Source organism: Nocardia sp. NPDC001965, assembly GCF_053594175.1.
The window spans coordinates 457,560-475,855 of record NZ_JBSFDZ010000001.1 but is presented as its reverse complement, the minus strand read 5'-3'; the positions used below and the strand labels follow the sequence as shown (position 1 = coordinate 475,855).

General features: G+C 69.0%; 19 protein-coding genes. 10 read left to right on the top strand and 9 right to left on the bottom strand.

The genetic code is table 11. The features are described 5' to 3' along the window. Nucleotides 1–9 precede the first annotated feature (9 nt). Nucleotides 10–1,110, bottom strand: a complete 1,101-nt coding sequence (locus ACWCPQ_RS02255) for an FAD-dependent oxidoreductase (protein ID WP_449893764.1) — start codon at nt 1,108–1,110, stop codon at nt 10–12. 92 nt (nt 1,111–1,202) lie between these two features. Here ACWCPQ_RS02255 and ACWCPQ_RS02250 point away from each other — a divergent pair, with 92 nt between their 5' ends. Then, nucleotides 1,203–1,823 (top strand): TetR/AcrR family transcriptional regulator, encoded by a 621-nt coding sequence (locus tag ACWCPQ_RS02250; RefSeq protein ID WP_449893762.1) that lies wholly within the window; start codon nt 1,203–1,205, stop codon nt 1,821–1,823. A gap of 30 nt (nt 1,824–1,853) precedes the next feature. Here ACWCPQ_RS02250 and ACWCPQ_RS02245 read toward each other — a convergent pair whose 3' ends face one another. After that, entirely contained in the window at nt 1,854–2,969 is a 1,116-nt protein-coding gene (locus ACWCPQ_RS02245) for a fatty acid desaturase family protein (protein ID WP_449893760.1), read from the bottom strand. Between the two features lie 243 nt (nt 2,970–3,212). Here ACWCPQ_RS02245 and ACWCPQ_RS02240 point away from each other — a divergent pair, with 243 nt between their 5' ends. Continuing rightward, entirely contained in the window at nt 3,213–3,539 is a 327-nt protein-coding gene (locus ACWCPQ_RS02240; protein ID WP_449893758.1) for a hypothetical protein, read from the top strand. A 72-nt stretch (nt 3,540–3,611) separates the two neighbouring features. Continuing rightward, nucleotides 3,612–4,493: an LLM class flavin-dependent oxidoreductase gene (locus ACWCPQ_RS02235; protein WP_449893757.1), complete on the top strand. Its 882-nt coding sequence runs from the start codon at nt 3,612–3,614 to the stop codon at nt 4,491–4,493. Nucleotides 4,494–4,505: 12 nt separating this feature from the next. Here the strand turns inward: ACWCPQ_RS02235 and ACWCPQ_RS02230 are convergent, their stop codons facing one another. After that, entirely contained in the window at nt 4,506–4,856 is a 351-nt protein-coding gene (locus tag ACWCPQ_RS02230) for a cupin domain-containing protein (protein ID WP_449894381.1), read from the bottom strand. Nucleotides 4,857–4,926: 70 nt separating this feature from the next. On the opposite strand from ACWCPQ_RS02230, the gene ACWCPQ_RS02225 reads away from it, so the two are divergent. After that, the gene (locus tag ACWCPQ_RS02225; protein WP_449893755.1) at nt 4,927–5,901 is read left to right on the top strand and encodes a GlxA family transcriptional regulator; all 975 of its coding nucleotides are present in this window, start codon (nt 4,927–4,929) and stop codon (nt 5,899–5,901) included. A gap of 183 nt (nt 5,902–6,084) precedes the next feature. Then, complete coding sequence (locus tag ACWCPQ_RS02220) at nt 6,085–6,999, top strand: DUF5995 family protein (RefSeq protein ID WP_449893752.1); 915 nt, start codon at nt 6,085–6,087, stop codon at nt 6,997–6,999. Nucleotides 7,000–7,057: 58 nt separating this feature from the next. On the opposite strand, the gene ACWCPQ_RS02215 is transcribed toward ACWCPQ_RS02220, so the two are convergent. Both ACWCPQ_RS02215 and ACWCPQ_RS02210 read right to left on the bottom strand, forming a co-directional pair. Further along, a complete protein-coding gene (locus ACWCPQ_RS02215; protein ID WP_449893750.1) occupies nt 7,058–7,549 on the bottom strand; it encodes a beta-class carbonic anhydrase in 492 nt (163 codons plus the stop codon). 404 nt (nt 7,550–7,953) lie between these two features. After that, complete coding sequence (locus ACWCPQ_RS02210; protein ID WP_449893748.1) at nt 7,954–9,507, bottom strand: MFS transporter; 1,554 nt, start codon at nt 9,505–9,507, stop codon at nt 7,954–7,956. A gap of 121 nt (nt 9,508–9,628) precedes the next feature. Between ACWCPQ_RS02210 and ACWCPQ_RS02205 the strand changes: the two genes are divergently transcribed. Next, complete coding sequence (locus ACWCPQ_RS02205) at nt 9,629–10,675, top strand: Lrp/AsnC family transcriptional regulator (RefSeq protein ID WP_449893747.1); 1,047 nt, start codon at nt 9,629–9,631, stop codon at nt 10,673–10,675. A 47-nt stretch (nt 10,676–10,722) separates the two neighbouring features. Here the strand turns inward: ACWCPQ_RS02205 and ACWCPQ_RS02200 are convergent, their stop codons facing one another. After that, nucleotides 10,723–11,607, bottom strand: coding sequence for an LLM class flavin-dependent oxidoreductase (locus ACWCPQ_RS02200; RefSeq protein WP_449893745.1), 885 nt, complete (start codon nt 11,605–11,607; stop codon nt 10,723–10,725). Between the two features lie 334 nt (nt 11,608–11,941). Here ACWCPQ_RS02200 and ACWCPQ_RS02195 point away from each other — a divergent pair, with 334 nt between their 5' ends. The 3 genes from ACWCPQ_RS02195 (at nt 11,942) to ACWCPQ_RS02185 (ending at nt 15,305) form a co-directional block, all read left to right on the top strand. Next, on the top strand, nt 11,942–13,177 hold the full coding sequence (locus tag ACWCPQ_RS02195) for a PP2C family protein-serine/threonine phosphatase (RefSeq protein ID WP_449893743.1): 1,236 nt from the start codon (nt 11,942–11,944) through the stop codon (nt 13,175–13,177). 68 nt (nt 13,178–13,245) lie between these two features. Beyond that, on the top strand, nt 13,246–14,865 hold the full coding sequence (locus ACWCPQ_RS02190) for a sensor histidine kinase (RefSeq protein ID WP_449894379.1): 1,620 nt from the start codon (nt 13,246–13,248) through the stop codon (nt 14,863–14,865). After that, a complete protein-coding gene (locus ACWCPQ_RS02185; protein WP_449893741.1) occupies nt 14,862–15,305 on the top strand; it encodes a response regulator in 444 nt (147 codons plus the stop codon). Before ACWCPQ_RS02190 ends, ACWCPQ_RS02185 begins: the two co-directional genes overlap by 4 nt. A 61-nt stretch (nt 15,306–15,366) precedes the next feature. Here the strand turns inward: ACWCPQ_RS02185 and ACWCPQ_RS02180 are convergent, their stop codons facing one another. Further along, nucleotides 15,367–15,732 (bottom strand): STAS domain-containing protein, encoded by a 366-nt coding sequence (locus ACWCPQ_RS02180; protein ID WP_449893740.1) that lies wholly within the window; start codon nt 15,730–15,732, stop codon nt 15,367–15,369. Between the two features lie 385 nt (nt 15,733–16,117). On the opposite strand from ACWCPQ_RS02180, the gene ACWCPQ_RS02175 reads away from it, so the two are divergent. After that, entirely contained in the window at nt 16,118–16,537 is a 420-nt protein-coding gene (locus ACWCPQ_RS02175; RefSeq protein WP_449893738.1) for an ATP-binding protein, read from the top strand. Nucleotides 16,538–16,580: 43 nt separating this feature from the next. On the opposite strand, the gene ACWCPQ_RS02170 is transcribed toward ACWCPQ_RS02175, so the two are convergent. Both ACWCPQ_RS02170 and ACWCPQ_RS02165 read right to left on the bottom strand, forming a co-directional pair. Further along, nucleotides 16,581–17,654 (bottom strand): class I SAM-dependent methyltransferase, encoded by a 1,074-nt coding sequence (locus ACWCPQ_RS02170; protein WP_449893736.1) that lies wholly within the window; start codon nt 17,652–17,654, stop codon nt 16,581–16,583. A gap of 96 nt (nt 17,655–17,750) precedes the next feature. Then, on the bottom strand, nt 17,751–18,284 hold the full coding sequence (locus ACWCPQ_RS02165) for a hypothetical protein (protein ID WP_449893734.1): 534 nt from the start codon (nt 18,282–18,284) through the stop codon (nt 17,751–17,753). Between the last annotated feature and the right edge of the window lie 12 nt (nt 18,285–18,296).

Here is an 18,296-nt window from a genome sequence, read left to right as displayed (position 1 = left end):
GGCGGTGTGTCAGCGGGCAGCGGGCAGGAGTCGCGCCGTGAGGTTGCGGGTGGCCACGCCGAATTTCGTCTTCGGTACGAGCAGGGCGGCCGATCGGGTCATCGACCGCTGTGTGGCCGCGACCCGGGGGCGATGGATCCGTTCGTATCGGGCGTAGGCCGCGGCCGGGTCGGCGGGCTCGTCGGCCAGCGCGGTGGCGAGGGCGTACGCACCGGCCATCGCGAGACTCGATCCGTCACCGAGCAGGGAGACGCACGACGCGGCGTCGCCCAGCAACGTGACTCTGCCGGTCGACCAGACCGGGAGGTCGACCAGGCTGACCGCGTCGAAGAACACGTCCTCGGCGGCCCGGAAGTGTTCGAGAAGTTGGGGAACCTGCCAGCCGAGATCGGCGTAGGCGGCGGTGACGATCCGCTTGTGCAGATCGGTGTCGCGGTGGTCGATATCGCCGATGCGACTGCGGAAGATGAACGCGACGATCGGCTGGTCACGGCCTGGATGGACGGAGACCAGCCGGCCCGGCGTGTTCTGTATGAGCACGTCGTGCCGGTGATCGACGGGCCGGCCGAGGGCAGTGGTCGCGACCAGGAGGCCGGTGGGGTGGACGAAATCGTGCTCGGGGCCGAAGGCCAGCCGCCGGACGGTCGAATGCAGACCGTCCGCGCCGATCACGAGGTCGAAACGTCGCGGTGCGGAGCGGTCGAAGGTGACGTCCACTCCGTGCGGGTCGGGGTGGAGTTCGGCGATGGTGTCGTCGAACAGGAATTCGGCCTCGTCGCGCACGTGTTCGTACAGGACCGCGGCGAGATCGGCGCGGGGCACCTCGACGTCGTCCCCGCGGGCGGCGGGCATGGCCACGGTCGTCACCTGACGGCCCGCGGCGTCGAGCAATCGCATGGCGGTGGTGTGGGTGGCGACCTCGCGCAGCCGGGGCATGATCCCCATTTCCCGTGCCACCGGAAGAGCTGGTCCGCGCACATCCACCGGGTTCCCGCTCGATCGCTGGCCGGGGGAGCGCTCCGTCACGGTGACCCGGAATCCGTTGCGCGCCAGCCAGTAGGCGAGTGTCGAGCCGGCCACGCCGGCTCCGGAGATCAAGACGTCGGTCATGACCGTCATATTAGTTGCAGTGAATGCAAATATGCAATGGATGCTATATTGCACTGAATGCCGAATTGCGCGAGATGCCGTATCCTGCGGTGATGTCTCTCCGCGACCGCAAGCGTGCCCGTACCCGCCGAGCGCTGGTCGACGCCGCGACGGAGCTGTTCGAGAGCCGGGGTTACGACGAGACGACCGTCGCCGATATCGCGGCCGCGGCCGATATCGGCGCGCGCACGTTCTTCGGTTATTTCGCCAGCAAGGAAGAGTTGCTGTTCCCGGAGAGCGACAGCCGGGTGCAGGCCACCCTCGCCGCCATCGCCGATCGCGGCACCCAGGAGGAACCGGCAGATGTGCTGCTCCGCGCGCTGACCCAGGTGGCGACCGCGAGCGACGAAATGGTCAGTCCGCTGGCGGTGCTGCGCACTCGCTTGATCCGCACTGTTCCCGCTGTTCGCGGGCGAGCGCTACAGATGCAATTCGATGCCCAGCGCGAGATCGCCCAGCACCTCGCGCAAGCCTTTCCCGACCGGCTCGATCGGGTGAGTGCCGCCGCGCTGACCGGAGCATTCATCGGCGCGGTCAGCGGAGCGCTGCAGGCCCTGCTCGACGACGCGGGCCGTCCCGACGACCCGGAGACCGTGCAGAAGGCGATCGCCGGGGCCGCGGCGGTCGCACTCGAACCGTGGCGTGCGCACACGTCCCGAAACCGTGTTTCCTAGCGGGTCCGCGCGCGCAGAGGACGCGACCCGTTACTCGGATCGTGCGGCACCCGCGGCCCGGCCGACTGTATGCAAGTGCCCCACCGACTGGGTGTAGGAGTCGATCAGGCCCGTCTCGCAGTACGGCACCTCGATTTCCGCGCAGTACGCGGCGACGATCGGCTGCGCGCGCCGCAGATTGGGCCGGGGCATCGATGGGAAGAGATGGTGTTCGATCTGGTAGTTGAGGCCGCCGAACGCCGTATCGACGACCACCCCGCCCCGGACGTTGCGCGAGGTGAGTACCTGGCGGCGAAGATAGTCGGTGTTGTCGCCGGCCGGGAGTACCGCCATACCTTTGTGGTTGGGTGCGAACGTGGTCCCCATGTACAGCCCGAACAACCCCTGCTGGACCGCGATGAAGGCAACCGCCTGTACCGGCGGTAGCACCAGGAACACGATGGTCAGATAACCGGCGGCGTGCGCGAGCAGCAGTGTCGCCTCGAGTGCGCGCCGGGGGATATCGCGTCGGACGATCGCCCGCGCGCTCGAGAAATGCAGGCTGGCGCCCTCCAGAAGCAGCATCGGGAAGAAGAGCCAGCCCTGGTAGCGGAAGATCAGCCGGCGCAGGCCACGGGCCGCGCGGGCCCGGACGCTCGAATGCGCCAGTACGCCCATGATGTCCGGGTCGGCGTCCTCGGTGTTGGGATGCGCGTGGTGCCGGTTGTGGTTGCTGGTCCACCAGCCGATACTCACTCCGATGGCGAGGTTTCCGAAGAGTGCCCCGAGGAGGTAATCCGGGCGTCGGCTGCCGACGATCTGCCGATGTCCGGCGTCGTGACCGAGAAAGGCGCACTGGGCGAAGAGCGCGGCCAGGAAAGCGGCCGTGGCCAGCTGCCACCACGACTCGCCGATCAGCACGAACGCGGTCCATCCGGCGGCCAGTGCCAGCAGTACGGCCCCGCCTTTCCATACGTAATACCACGGGCGCCGATCCAGCAGACCCGCATCACGCACCCGCCGCAACAGCACCGCGTAGTCGCTGTGGCGGGCGGGCCGCCCCGGATTCGCGGGCGGCGCGGAGGCCTCGATCCGGTCGACAGGAACATCATGCGTGGCGGCGTTTGCCGTCATTTCGTCACCGATCTGTGCACGGGTGTCGTTCACCCGGTAGACGGTCCGTTGCCGCGTGGCCCCGCCGTCCGAGCCGACTTTTGCCACACCCTACCTCCGGTGGGCGTACCCGGTACCATCGCCCGCACGGTGGCGAGCGGCAGGTGGTGGCAATCGGCCGGCGCGGCCCGCCGGCGCCGCAGACCCGGCCGGGCCCCGCCGATATCCGTTGACGCCCACCGGGATCCTTTGCGGGGTAGCCTCTTCGGTGGTAGAGCAAATCTTCGGGGAGGTGCCGTGTTGTTCCTGTTGGCCGTGGCGGCCGCTTTCGCCGGCCTCATCCTGACCGATGTCCTCGGATTCGCGGTGGGCGCCTGGTTCTTCGCGATCGCCGCGGTACTGGTTGTGATCATCATCGTGCGCCGGTCCCGGCAGAACCGGGCTCCGCTCCGCGCCGCGCGCCGGTCGGCCGGTGCGACCGGCGCTGCCGCGGGTGGCTGGTACATCGGCAGTGGGGGCGGCGGCAGCGACAGCAGCGGCGGAAACGGCGGCTGCGGCGGGGGTAGCAGCTGCGGCGGAGGCGGTTGCGGCGGAGGTGGCGGCGGCTGCGGTGGAGGTGGGTGAGCGCGGCCCGGCCGACCGGCGAAACTAGAACACGTTCTTGCGAAAGGGCGGCGGTTGCCCGATGCTGGGGCGATGGATATCGGGATCGCGCTACCCACTATGTGCCGGGGCTACGACCGGGCCGCCACCGTCGACTGGTGTCGGCTGGCCGAGCAGGGGCCGGTCTCCAGCATCTCGTGTGGTGAGCGGATGGCGTTCCACAATCCCGAGATGTGGACGACCCTCGCCGCTGCCGCGGCGGTCACCGAGCGGGTACGGATCATCGCGAACCTGTCCGTGCTGCCCGCGCATCCGGTCGCGCTGGTCGCGAAGCAGGCAGCGACCCTCGATGTGCTGTCCGCGGGGCGTTTCACGCTCGGCGTCGGGGTGGGCGGACGTGGCGACGACTATCGAAGTCTCGCATCGGGATTCGAACGGCGGCACGACCGGCTCGATCGCGCCGTGGGTGAATTGCGTGCGCTCTGGGCGGGTGCGCCCGCGGTGGACGGTGGGAATCCGGTCGGGCCGCCGTGCGTCCAGGCAGGCGGTCCGCCGGTGCTCGCCGGTGCGCTCGGGCCGAAATCGCTCGCGCGTGCCGCGCAGTGGGCCGACGGAGTCGTCGCCTTCAGTGTGGGCGGTGTCCCCGCCGAGATCGAATGGTCGGCCGGGGCCGCGCGCCGTGCCTGGTCCGACGCGGGCCGGGAGGCACCGCGTCTGGTGAGTGGTTGCTTCTACGCGCTCGGGGTTCCCGAGCCGGAGACCGTCCTGCGGGATTTCACGGCCGAGTACCTGGGCTTCCTCGGCGGCGAGGCGGCCGCGGGAGCGGCCGCCTCGATGAAGACCTACGATGCCGCGGCATTGCACCGCACCCTGGACGCCGCCGAGGCCGCCGGGCTCGACGAATTCATCCTGGTGCCGAGCGCGGTGGAACTCGGCGTGTTGGAGGAGACCCTGGAACTGATCGGTTCCCGCTGACGCGGGCTCGCGTCAGCCCTCCGGGTAGAAGAGGAACAACACACATCCGGTCTCGCTCTGCGGAACATGCCAGGACTCGGCCGGTGCGTGGATGAACGATCCGGCCGGATAATCGCGGACGCCGTCACCGAAGGTCCCGGAGACCACGAAGACCTCCTCCGGGCCGGGCCGGTGTACATCGACACCCTCCCACCGGCTACCGGGCGCCATCTCCAGAACATGTGCCGACGCGCCGTTCGCGCCGGACCAGAGTGAGCGCAGTGCGATACCGGGGAACAGTCGCCGAACAGGTGCGTCGGCCACGGCCGACCATTCGTAACCGGGCATCTCCGGACCGTTGCCGGGATTCGGGGTGGGGGTCATGAACTCAGCGTGCCGATCGGAGGCCGGACCCACCAGTGTCAAGAAAGTCATTCTGCGGTACTTTTCTGCCATGACCGCTCCGTGGGCCGCTTCCGGCGGGCGGCACCGCGTCGCCGCTCTGGTGACACCGCCGCAGGCTCCGTTCGAACTCGGCTGCGCGGTGGAGGTTTTCGGTACTCCCCGCGAGGGGCTGCCCGGCCGCTACGACTTCCTCGTCTGCACGGAGAATCCGGGCGAGGTGGCGACCACCGCCGGATACACGATGGGGGTGACCGCGGGCCTGGAGGTACTCGCGACCGCGGATACCGTCGTCGTCCCCGGGTGGCTGCCGGTCACCGCGCAGTTGTCACCGGCTGTGCTCGAGGCACTGTGCGCAGCAGCCGAACGGGGAGCCCGCTTGGTCTCGATCTGCACCGGGGCCTTCGCCCTGGCGCAGACCGGGCTGCTCGACGGCCGGGGCGCGACCACCCACTGGGCGCGTGCCGAGGAACTCCGGGCCCGGTTTCCTCGGGTCCGTGTCGAACCCGAGGTGCTGTATGTGGATCACGGAGATATCGCCACCAGCGCGGGCGCGGGTGCCGGAATCGACCTGTGCCTGCACCTGGTGCGTACCGATCACGGAGCTTCCTATGCCGCCGAACTCGCCCGGTACATGGTCATGCCGCCGCATCGGGAAGGCGGTCAGGCCCAGTTCGTACCGGCGCCGATCACTTCGCATACCACCGGTGAGTCCATTGCCGCGCTGCTGCACTGGAGCATCGCCCACCTCGATCGATCCATCACCCTGACCGATCTGGCCGCCCGGGCGGGGGTGTCCCCGCGGACTCTGGCCCGTCGCTTCGAGGAACAGCTCGGCACCACACCCGGGCGCTGGCTCCTGACCCAGCGGGTGACCGCGGCGCGGCGGCTCCTCGAGGAAACCGATCTGCCCGTCGAAGCGATCGCCGCCCGGGTCGGGCTCACCTCCGCCACCAACCTGCGTCGCCGGTTCCACACGCTCCTCGGTACCACTCCGGCCGCCTACCGGCGTGCCTTCCGCGGCTGACACGTCTACGAGACCGACCGGCCGATTCCACCGGCGGGCGAGCCGGATCCGGGCGCCGGCCCGGCTAGGCTGAGCCCGCGCCCGGCAGGGGCGGCTCGCGTGAACACCGCAGTTCCCGCTGCACCACAGCCGGCCGGAATTCCCGGCCAGGTCGTCCTTCGTCGAGTGAAAGCGAAAGCAGGTATGCCCAGCGAACGTTCCGTGCGATCGGGATACCCGGTCCTCGTGGCCGCTCTTCTGATCACCCTCTCCGCCCTGGTCGCCCCGGCGCGCGCGGGCGCATCGGATCTCGATACCGCTTGCGGCACACCGCTGTCGGCCGCGGAACTGTCCGAGATCGTCGAACTGTCCGATACGTCGGCTCTGTCCGACGAACACACCGGGTCGGCACTGGACCGGCTCGAGCGCGCCGTGGGGCAACATCGGCGGATCACCGAGATCCTGGTGGCCCATCGGGACCGTCGCGGGCTGCTCGCCCTGGGGCTCGATGCCGTCGAACAGGCGGCGGTCATGCCGATGCAACGCGATCCGGCCGCGTTCGAGAATCCGGAATGGGCGCACCGCATCAGCCTCGATCTGCTGCTGCGGTTCCTGCGCAATGTGCACGCGGAGTTCACCGGTGCGCCCACCGAACCACAGTGGAACCACTATTTCCGGCTCGCGCATCGCTGTGAGCTGTCGGCCGGCCGGGTGGCGATGGCCGGATACAACGCCCATCTCAGCGTCGACCTGTCCAATGCCGTCGCCGCGACTCACGCGACACCCGCCGACGCCCCGGACCATTTCCGGATAGTCGACGCGATCGCGACGCACGGTTCGCTCATCGTCGACCTGACGAAAGAGATCTACGGCGGTGATCTCGGGCCGCTGTGGCGGTTCTACTTCCTCGGGGAAGGGCTCGATGCCGTGCTCGGCGCGGGAGTGGCCACCGGCCCGCTGCTGCGGCTGGCCGATCTGGGTGCCAATGTGGTGATCTTCGGTAACGGTCTGGCCCTGCAGGATCCGGCGGCGGAACCGGCGGTGCGCGCGGAGATGGATGTGCTGTGGCGCACTGCCGACGCCGCGTTCGAAGTGCTGGCGGCGAACGGCGGGCTGTGAACGCCCGGGCCGCGGCAACCCGGCGGTGACCGCGGCCCGGCCGCGACGGGGAATCCGGTCAGGCGGTGACCTCCGCGAGCCGTCCGGTCGCGACGTCGAAGACGAAACCGCGCAGCGACGAGGTCGCGGTGACGAACGGGCTGGCCTCGATCCGCCGGAGGGACTGCCGCACGTCTTCGTCCAGATCGGGGAACGCCTCGGCCGACCAGGTGGGTTTGATCCCCGTTTCGTCCTGGATGCTGCGTTTGAAATCGTCGTCGGTGAAGGTGAGCATCCCGCAATCGGTGTGATGGATCAGGATGATCTCGGTGGTGCCCAGCAGCCGCTGACTGATCGCCAGCGAACGGATCTCGTCATCGGTCACGACACCGCCGGCATTGCGGATGACATGCGCCTCGCCCTCCTGCAGACCGAGGATCCGGTAGACATCGAGCCGCGCGTCCATACAGGCGACCACCGCGACATGCTTGCTGGGCGGTAGTGGCAGCGGGCCGTCGAACTGCTCCGCGTAGCGTGCGTTGTTGGCCAGATAGTCATCGGTCACTGTCATAGGTACCGACCTCCGTTCGTCGACGTCTCGATATGCGAATGTCCGCATCCACATTCTCGAGCGGTTGTTCGCGATCACGACCGATAGAACCGGTCGGAGTCGAACTCTGGCGTGTCGCGAACCGCGTGCTCCGTGTGACATACGGCGCGGCCCTCACCGTATGTGAACACCGGTGCGCGGCCCACCCACCGCGCCGGGTGGCCGCTCCGCCGAGGTGCGGGCACCCGGGAACAGTGGGATCCACGCGGCTCTGTTCCGGCCGGAAGAACGCCGCGCCACGCCCGACCTCGCGGCACAGTATCCCGACCGGTCGTGCGATCACGGGGATACGCGCCTACCGACGTGGATACCGGGCGGGTGTCCGGCGGAGTCATCTGTGCCCGGCTCCTCCCTCGGAAGTGCACTCACGCCGCCGGTTCGGCCACCCGGTCGCTGTGGGCTCCGCCGCGTGCGGGGTCGGTGGCAACGAAGTCGCGGTTCCGGATGAGCAGGGTGGCGCCGATCGCGCCGAGCACCGCGACCGCGCCGCTCACCATGAACAATGTGTCGAGCGCGTCGGAGAACGCGGTGTGGATCGCCGCACCGGCGACCGCGCGGTCGGTATCGGACAGTGTCGCGAGGACGCCCTGCGCCCGGCCGTCGTGCACCGCGGCGGCCAACTGCCCGTTCGCCGGGAGGCCGGTGCGACCGGCGAGATGTTCGCCCAGCGACGACTGCAGCCCGGCGGTGAACAGGCTGCCGTAGACCGCGATCCCCACCGCGATACCGACCTGGCGGCAGGTGTTGTTGAACCCGGACGCCATTCCCGAGCGATGCACCGGCACCACCCCGACGGCGGTGGAGGCCAACGGCGGGTTGACCAGTCCGCTACCGATACCGCTGATCACCAGCCCGGGGATCAGGTGTGTCCAGGACGAGGCGGCGTCCGTTCCGCCCATGAGCAACAGCCCGGCGCCGACCAGCAGCAGACCCGGACCGATCAGCCACCGCACCGGCAGCAGCCCGGACAGCCGACCCGAAACGGTGGCCACGACCATCGTGAACCCCGAGAGCATCAGCAACCGCACACCGGTCTCCAGTGCCGAGAGTCCCTGATCCTCCTGGAGGTACAGCACCAGATAGAGCAGCATGGCGAACAGCGATCCGTTCATGGCGAAAGCCGCGATCGAGCCACCGAGGAAGGTCGGTGTGCGCAGGAGCGACAGGTCGAACATCGGTTCCGCCACCCGCAGCTCGATCAGCACGAAGACGATCGCCAGCGCCGCCGCGAGACCGAGCGAACCCAGTACCACCGGGTCGTCCCAGCGCCGCCCGCCGGCTTCGATGAAGCCGTAGACCAGGGCCAGCAGACCGAGCGTGAATGTGAACACGCCGGCTCGGTCGATCCGCCGGGCGTGCGGGGCGCGCGATTCCTCGATCCGGCTCAGCGTCGCCAGGAGCGCGAGCAGGCCGATGGGCAGGTTGACGAGGAAGATGCCGCGCCAGCCGATGGAGGTGGTGAGCACACCGCCGAGAATCGGTCCCAGAGCGGTGGACACACCGGTCACCGCGCCCCAAGCGCCGAACGCCACACCACGGTCACGTCCGTGATAAGTGGCGGCCAGCAGCGCCAGCGAGGTGGCGAACAGCATCGCACCGCCGATGCCCTGCAGGGCCCGGGCCGCGATCAGCATCGCCGGGCCGGCGGCGAGACCGCACAGCAGGGAGCCCAGCGTGAACACGACCAGCCCGGTGCCGAAGACGCGTTTGCGGCCGAAGCGGTCGGCCAGTGAACCCGAAGTCAGCAGTAGCGAGGCCAGTGCCAGCGCGTACGCGTCGGTGACCCACTGCAGTGCCGAGAAGGTCGCCGACAGTGACTGCTGGATATCGGGAAGGGCGACGACCACGATCGTGACGTCGAGTAGCAACATGAAAGTGGCCGCGCAAACGACCACCAGCGTCCACCATTTTCTGTTCACGGGAACGGCCTTTCCATCCGGGTTCGCGGCTCACCTCCGGTGGTGGCGCGTCGTCTCGGAAGTGTGCGGCCGGATGGGTGGCCGAGTCGTCTGTGCCGGATGCTCGCATAGAATTACGCCGGTGTCCGGAGATTCAGCGGAGAGATCCGCCGTCATGGACCGGCTCGACGAACAGATCGCTCGATCCGTGCAGTTGTCGCCCCGTGTTCCGTTCAGTCGGATGGCCGAAGTGCTCGGCGTGGCCGAACAGACCGTCGCCCGCCGTTATCGCCGGTTACGGCGCGAAGGGCTGATCCGGGTGACCCTGAGCCTGGATCCCCGGGCCCTCGGGGTCACCGTCTGGTCGATCCGGGTCCGTTGCCGTCCGGAGCACGCCGACGCGATCGGCGAAGCGCTGGCCCGGCGCGATGATGTGTCGTGGGTATCGATCCATGCCGGCGGCTGGGAAGTGGACTTCAACCTGCGAGCGGTACAAGAGGCCGATACCGAGGAGTTGCTGACCCGGCTCCTGCCGAAAGTGGCGCCGGTATCGAGTGTGGCGCCGTACGCGATCCTGCACACCTTCGTCGGGGGTGCGTCCACGGATTGGGAGGGATGGCGCGATACGTTGACCTGCGACCAGGCCACCGCACTACGGGAAACTGCCGCTCCCGCGGTCGCCGGGGACGCGGCGACCACGAATCCGAAACCCGAGGATCGGGTACTGCTCGACGCGCTGGCGCGGGACGGTCGGACGTCGTACGCGACGCTGGCCCGCGCCATGGGCAGCACCGCGGGCCGGGTCACCCGCCGGGTCGAGGCACTGGTGCGGTCGGGTGTCGCCTACTTCGACGTCGATATCGCCCCGGCCGCGACCGGGCAGCATCACTGGACCACGTTGTGGATGACCGTCGAACCCAGGTACCTGCAGGAAGTGGGACAGATCCTGGCGCGGCACCCGGACGTCCCCTTCGCCGCCGCGGTCACCGGTTCGGCCAACCTCACGGCCAATATCACGACCTCGAGCCTGGACGCTGTCTACCGGTTCGTCACCACCACGCTGGCGGAGGCTCCCGGGATCACCGGGTACGAACTCGTCCCGCTGACCCGGCGCACCAAGTACGCGGGCGCGCAGATCATCGGTGACCGGCTCGCGCCCCCGTCCGCCCCGGTGCGCCGGCGCCGCTGACGGCGGCATACGCCGGGCGGGCCGGTCGGCGTATCCGGCCGCGAGTGCTACCGGGCGACGGCGTGGGCACCGAGCCGCGCACTGCCGAGCGCTTCGGCGAGCAGTGCGATCTGGTCCGGATCATCCGAGCAGGGCAGCAGGATCAGATCGTCGGCACCGGCCTCGGCGATCCGGTCCACCTCGTCGCGCAGATGGGCCGGGTCGGTCAACAGATCGGGCTGTACCTGCGGGTACATCTCCGGACCGTAATAGTTGCGCGCATAGGACTCCGCGGTGGCGACCGCGGCCGCGCCGAGCTGGAAATACCGCACGGCCAGCACCCGGGGACGGCCCGGACGCGCGCTGCGGGCCCACTCGGTACCGACGATATCGAGACCGGTGCGCAGCAGGTCGACACTGAACGCAGGCGCGACCCAGCCGTCGGCGAGGGTGGCGGCTCGCACGATACCGGCGGGCACCATCCCGGCGAGCAGTAGCTGCGGACGGCCCGGTGGCAGCGCCGGAACCGGTCCGGCCGCACCGGCGAGTTCGCCACGCCAGGTTCGCCGGAGCTGGGCGAGGGCGCTTTCGAACCGGGCGCCCCGGGTCGTCATGGCCATCTCGCTGACCGCGTAGTCGTCCGGCCAGGCGCCCATTCCCAGCCCCGCGGTGAACCGGCCACCGGAGAGCCGATCCAGCGAGGCGATCTGCCCGGCCACCACGAACGGGTTCCCGCGATAGCCGATGTTGAGCACCGTGCTCACCAGTTCGGTGGTGGTGGTGTGCGCCGCGGCGACCGCCAGTGTCACGAGTGGGTCGAGGCTGTCGTAAACGAGTCGGTCGGTGGCGGCCAAGGCCGCGAAGCCGGCCCGTTCCCCATGCTCGGCCCAGATCCCGATCGTGTCGGGGGTAGCCCCGGGGACGGCCGAGGGCAGGCCGATTCCGATCCGCACGGTTGTCTCCTCTGTTACTTCGAACGATCGTAAAATGCCGGGCCACAAGCGATCTCGGGCGGCTTCGGCGTGCACACGCTAACACGTAGGAGGTCGCCCGGCCGGCGGATCGAGATCTCGTCCGCCACGCCGCCGCCGGCCGGGCGCCCGGCCGGCCGGGCGAGTACCTCCGGCCACCTCCCGTTCACCATCGGGGTTCGCCATCCGTTACGATCATGATCGCCTCTCGGTCCAGCAACCGGCCGCTGAGTGAGTGAGCGTGCGCTGTGTCGCCGTTGTTTCTGTGTGATCGGAGGCCGGGTGTCGGTGACTGCTGGCGAGTTCGGCGACCGCTGTGCGCGATGATTTCTCCGGGGCCGATTTCGGTTCGGCCGACCACGTGGGCTGGTTCGCGCGGGAGCCCTTCGTTCTGCTGGTGGAGGACGATCCCGGGGACGCATTGCTCGTCGAAGAACTGGTTGCCGACGCCGAACGTGGTATGCGCCTGGTCTGGGTGCGTACCCTTGCGGAGGCGGGTGATCGGCTCGCGGCCGAGGTACCCGATTGTGTACTGCTCGACCTGCGGTTACCCGATGCCCAGGGTCTGGAAGCCGTGGCACGCATCCGCGAATACAACGACCATGTCGCCGTAGTGGTGATGACCGGCCTCGCCGAAGAGAGCACGGGCCTGGCGGCGCTGGCTTCCGGCGCCCAGGACTATCTGGTGAAGGGCCGGGTCGAGCCGGAACTGTTCGCCCGCGCGGTGCGCTATGCCATTCAGCGCAAGCAGGCCGAACGCACCAGCGCGGCGCTGCAGGCCAGCCAGATGCGGGCCCAGGAGAACTCGCGTCTGGAACGCGGCCTGCTGCCGACCCCGCTGCTCGGTGCCGACCGCGCGGTGGACGTGGTGGCGCGCTACCGGCCGGGCCGGGCCCATTCGCTGCTCGGCGGCGATTTCTACGATGTCGTCCAGGGCCCCGACGGAATCGTGCACGCCATCATCGGTGATGTCTCCGGGCACGGACCCGATGCGGCCGCCACCGGTGTCGCGCTGCGATTGGCCTGGCGCACCCTGGTTCTCACCGGCGTGACCGGATCCCGGCAACTGCGGTTGCTGGAACAGGTGCTGCTGGCCGAGCGAACCGACCGGCAGACCTTCGCCACCGCGACCAGTCTGATGCTCGATCCGGAAACGCGGCGAGTGCTGGTACGTCGCGCGGGTCATCCGGGCATGCTCCATCACCGTGACGGCGAACTGTGCTGGCTCGAAGTCACCGGCGGTGCGGCGCTCGGATTCATGCCCGGCCGGGCCGAATGGCCGGCCGCCGAGGTCGAACTGGCCGCGGGGGCCGGTCTCATGCTGTTCACCGATGGTCTCTTCGAGGGCCGGGTGGGCGAGGACGGCGACCGGCTCGGCGAAGCCGGTCTGCTCGACGTCGCCAGGGCGGTTCCGCCGGCCCGCCCCGAGAACTTCGTCGACGATCTGATCGGCCGGGTCGAGGAACTGGCCGGTGCGGCCGGTGGACTCGACGATGACCTGGCCATTCTCTATGTGTGCTGGAACAACGGGCGAAAGGGCGAATTTCCGTGACGAACGCCGACTCCCGGGTGGTCGGCCGGTTGACCGCGCAGGCGTGGTTCCAGCTGGTCTTCGGGTTGATGATCCTGGTGGTCCTGATCGGTGCGGTGGCAGGCGCACAGGTGATCGCCGGTACCAACGAAGCGAGCGACCGGCTGGTCCGACAGACGCTCCCCGCCGCCGCGGAGGCGTACCGCTTGCAGAGCGCGCTGATCAACCAGGAGACCGGGCTGCGCGGCTACGCGATCTCCGCCGATCCGCAGTTCCTCGAGCCTTACATAGAAGGCATGCGGGACCAGGATCGGGCGGTCGTGCGGTTGCGTGAACTGCTCGCCGACCGGCCCGAGCTGACCGCCGATCTGGATGTGATCGAACGCAGCGCCCAGCAGTGGCGCAACGACTACGCGGGCCCGCTGGCCGCGACCACCTCGCCGGAGCGAGCCCGCGCCCTGGCCGCGTCGACCGCGGTCCGTGCCAAGGGAGTGTTCGACGAACTGCGCAGGTCTTTCACGGTGCAGAACGACGGGCTCACCGCGGCGGTGGCCGAGGACCGCCGGGCACTGGAACATGTCCGCACCATCCGCGATGTGGTGCTGGCCGGGATGGTCGTCGCCATCTTGCTGACCGGTATCGTGCTGACCGTCCTGCTGCGCAGACTCGTGGTCCGCCCGCTGGCCGAACTCACCGAATCGTCGCTGCGCGTGGCGAACGGGGAATTCGACCATCACATCGCCGGCCGCGGTCCCGCGGATATCGCCCAGGTCGCCGTGGCCGTGGAGGATATGCGCACGCGGGTGGTCGCCGAACTGGGGTCCTCCCGATCGCAGGGCACCCTGCTGCGGCAGCAGAAGGCCGAACTGGACCTCCAGGCCGACGAACTGCGCCGGTCGAACGCCGAACTGGAACAGTTCGCCTATGTGGCCTCCCACGACCTGCAGGAGCCGCTGCGCAAGGTCGCGTCGTTCTGCCAGCTGCTGGAAAAGCGTTACGGGTCCCAGCTCGACGAGCGCGGTAAGCAGTACATCGATTTCGCCGTCGACGGCGCCAAGCGGATGCAGGTACTGATCAACGATCTGCTGACCTTCTCCCGGGTGGGCCGGGTCGGTGAGGGCGCGCGACCGGTCCGGCTCGGCGAACCGCTGGACAAAGCACTGGCCAACCTGTCGACCGTGCTCGAAGAGACGGGGGCGGTGGTGCAACAGCCGGACGATCTCCCCGAGATCATGGGTGAGGCCACCCTGCTGACCATGCTGTGGCAGAACCTCGTCAGTAACGCGGTAAAATTCCGGCGGCCCGAGCATCCACCGGTCGTACGCATCGAGATGGCCGAAGTGGCCGACGATCCGGCGGTCCGCCTGTTCTCGGTGACCGACAACGGTATCGGTGTCGCGCCCGAATTCGCGGAGAAGGTTTTCGTCATATTCCAGCGCCTGCATGCCCGCGACGAGTACAGCGGTACCGGGATCGGGCTGGCGGTCTGCAAGAAGATCGTCGAATTCCACGGTGGCACCATCTGGCTCGACACCGAGAACACCGAGGGGACCCGGATCTGCTTCACCCTCCGCACTGTCGAGCCCGCCGCCGACCCCGACGACTCAGTGGACTCCGCGGCCGCCGACCCCGACGACTCAGTGGACTCCGCGGCCGCCGACACATCCCCGACCGCCCGTGCACGCGTTCCCGAAGGAGAAAACGCATGACCGTACCCGGCCAGCCGATCGATATCCTGCTCGTCGAGGACGATCCGGGCGACGAACTGATGACCCGGGAGGCGTTCGAGGACAACAAGATCGGGAACACCCTGCACGTCGCGCACGACGGGCAGGAGGCACTGGACTTCCTGTACCGGACGGGCCCCTACGCCGACGCCCCGCGGCCCGATCTCATCCTGCTCGACCTCAATCTCCCGAAATACGACGGCCGTCAGGTCCTGGAGAAGATCAAGGCCGACCCCGATCTGTCACATATCCCGGTGGTCGTCCTGACCACCTCCGCTGCCGAGGAGGACATCCTGCGCAGCTACAAACTGCACGCCAACGCCTATGTCACCAAACCGGTCGACCTCGATCAGTTCGTGGCGGCGATCAAACAGATCGACGATTTCTTCGTCCAGGTCGTGCGGCTGCCCCGCGCCCGGTAGTCGCGGGGTTCCGCAGGGATAGTCGCGGCGCTCCGCAGGGATAGTCGCGGCGCTCCGTGAGTCAGGACGTCGCGTCGGTGCTCGCGGCGAGCGCGGCCGGCAGCGACTCGTGTACCGACAGCAACTTGTCGAGACCGGTGAGTTCGATCGGCCGCCGGACCGCATCGGAAACGACCACGCGCAGCCCGGCCCCGGGTTCGGCAGCCTCGGAGATCACCAGCAGGACGCTCAACCCGGCCGATCCGAGAAAACCGACGTCCGACATATCCACGATCAGCGCGTCACCGCCGCGCTGGGCGTCTTCGAGAGCTGTCTGCAATTGGGGCGCCGAGGCCATATCCACCTCGCCGTGCACCGTGACGATCGCGGTCCCGTTCTCCGTCCGCACCGCTACGTCGAGCAGCCGGGGCGTGCTCTCGCCACTCATCGCGGATCCTTCGGCTCGCATATCGCCACTTTCCACCTCTGCAGTATCGAGGCCCCGTCGCGCGTCACGCGTCCGGGGCCGGCATCGATCTCCGCAAAGAATCTACCTGATCGAGAATTGGTAGTCATCGGGACGGATTCGGCCGCCCGGGGTTCGTAATCTGCGCCACGTTTGAGTTGCGCCGGATCCTGTTACCGGGCAGGATCCGCCCCCGCACCGGTCCCGTCCCATGGTCTGTGGTCGTCTACGACGCTCGGTCGAATGCGCCGGGAACGAATGGGTATGGCTAGCAGTGAGCACATGGTCCGAATGGACACAAGCCGAACGCCACGGACCCGGAACCGCCTACGCCGTCCGTCCGGCGAGACCTACAGGAGGCGATCAGGTGACGACGACCCGCCCACCCGGGCTGGACTGTCCGCCGACCCGATGGGAGTTGCAGTTTCCAGCGAAAGCCGACCAGTTGGCCGAGGTCAGGCACCGGACACAGCAATGGCTGACGCAGTGCCCGCTCGACGAGTACCAGGCCTACGACGTACTGCTCGCGGTGGGGGAGGCCTGCGCCAACGCGATCGAGCACGGTCACCGGGGTGATGGTGGCACGATCCGCTTGGCGTTCGACCGTGACGTCGCCGGCCTGCGGGTCACCGTGGCCGATCACGGCCGCTGGAAGAGCCCGGATCCGGGGCCGGACCAGGTCCGCGGACGCGGCATGGCCATCATCCGGGCACTGATCCCGGAGGTGGAGGTCCGCATCACTTCGCGCGGCACCACGGTCGATATGCGGATCCCGCTGCCTCGGTGAACGGCCGCCGGCACCGGTGGCCGCGGCGGCGAACCGGGCCGGTTCAGCCGAGCCGGTAGAAGCGCCAGAAACCGAACCCGTCGATCGGCAGCACCTCGACGGAGGTGAATCCCGCGGCCAGCGCGTAATCCCGCAGCGTCCGCTGGCGCATGACGGTACCGGTGCCGGCGCTGGGCGGGCTCGACATCCCGTCGGGCAGGCAGACGAACAGGCTGAACCCGTACATCAGCCGCTCCACCTCGTCACCGTCGGGAGCGAACTCCTCGGCCACCGCCTCGTCCATCACCACCAGCGGCGCGCCGGGCCGGAGCGCACGCCGTACCGAGCCCAGGACATCGACCGGGCGCGGCATATCGTGCACGCATTCGAAGGCGAACGCGATATCGAACCCGCCCTCGGGTAACCGAGCCGCGTCCGTCACGGTGAACTCGGTGCGATCCGCTACGCCGGTGGTTTCGGCGTTGTTCCGGGCCGTCCGGACGGAGGGCGCATCGATGTCCACACCCCGCACGCGTGCCCGCGGGTAGGCCTCGGCGAGGGCGATCGAGGACCAGCCGGCGCCGCATCCGATATCGAGGATCCGGGCGCCGGGAGCACGCAGCACGGCGTCGACCTCGGGTACACCCGCCAGGGCAGCGCCCAGCCGGTGCTGGTACCAGGGCCGATTACCCTCGGCCTGGCCTTCGCGGGCATTGTCGCCCAGTTCGTCCCAGCTGACCCCGCCCCCGGTGCGATATGCCTCGAACAGGCGCGGTAGCGCCGGTCCGGTGGCACCGAACAGTCGCGCGAAGGGAGCGAGATAGTTGAGGCTGTGCTCGTCGGTCAGCACCTCGGCGACGGCGGGTGGGAGCGCGAACATCCGGTCCTCTGCGGTTCCGTCCCGGCACACGACCAGCAGGCCGGTCACCGCTTGCTGCTCCAGCCATTCCCGGGCGTAGCGCGGGTGCGTCGCGGTGCGGTCGGCCAATTGCGCGGACGTGGCCGGTCCGTCGTGGGCCAGGCTGCGGTACCAGCCGAGCCGGTCGCCGGCGAAGATGGACAGCAGGTCGACTGTGCCCAGTACCGCCTGGAGAACCCGGTCCGCCACAGCCGCCGCGGTATCTCTGTCCGCCTCCATACGGCAACTATCCCTCGCCCGGTGTCGGTGATCCGGTAACCGTCCGGTCGCGCGCGGGGCGTGTCCGTTCCGGGAGCCGGATAGTCAGCGCCCCGATCAGCAGGGCGAGGGCCGCGAAACCCACCGCGGTGAGCGCGGTACCGGGGAACACCCCTGCGCCGCCGCGGCCCGGCCCGGTTCGGCGCTCCCGGTCCGGGCGGTGTGCTCGATTGTCGTGAGGACGGCCACGCCCAGCGCCGGGCCGACACAACCCATCAGCACCACACCGGCGACCAGCACCGGTGTGCGACCGAACCGAGCGATCAGCTCCGGTGCGATATCGGCCGACGCGAATCGGGCGATCGCCGTCGAGCGGAAACCGAGGATGTCACCGGCGCGTCCGCCGAGCAGCAGCAGGCCGCTGTAGGCGAGTGCGTGGGCGCTGAACACCCACGCCGGTGCCGGGGTGGATATGCCGAGCCCGGACCGGGTCTCGGGCAGCGCGATATCGGCGACGATACTGCCCACCGAGACCATGAGCCGGCAGGTCAGGACAACACCCAGGACGATTGCCGTGCGGCACCCGGCCGGTGGGCCGGCGCTGCTCGCATCGCGGGGCGCGCGGGTGCCGGCTTCGTGTCGGCCGGTCATCGTATTCCGTTC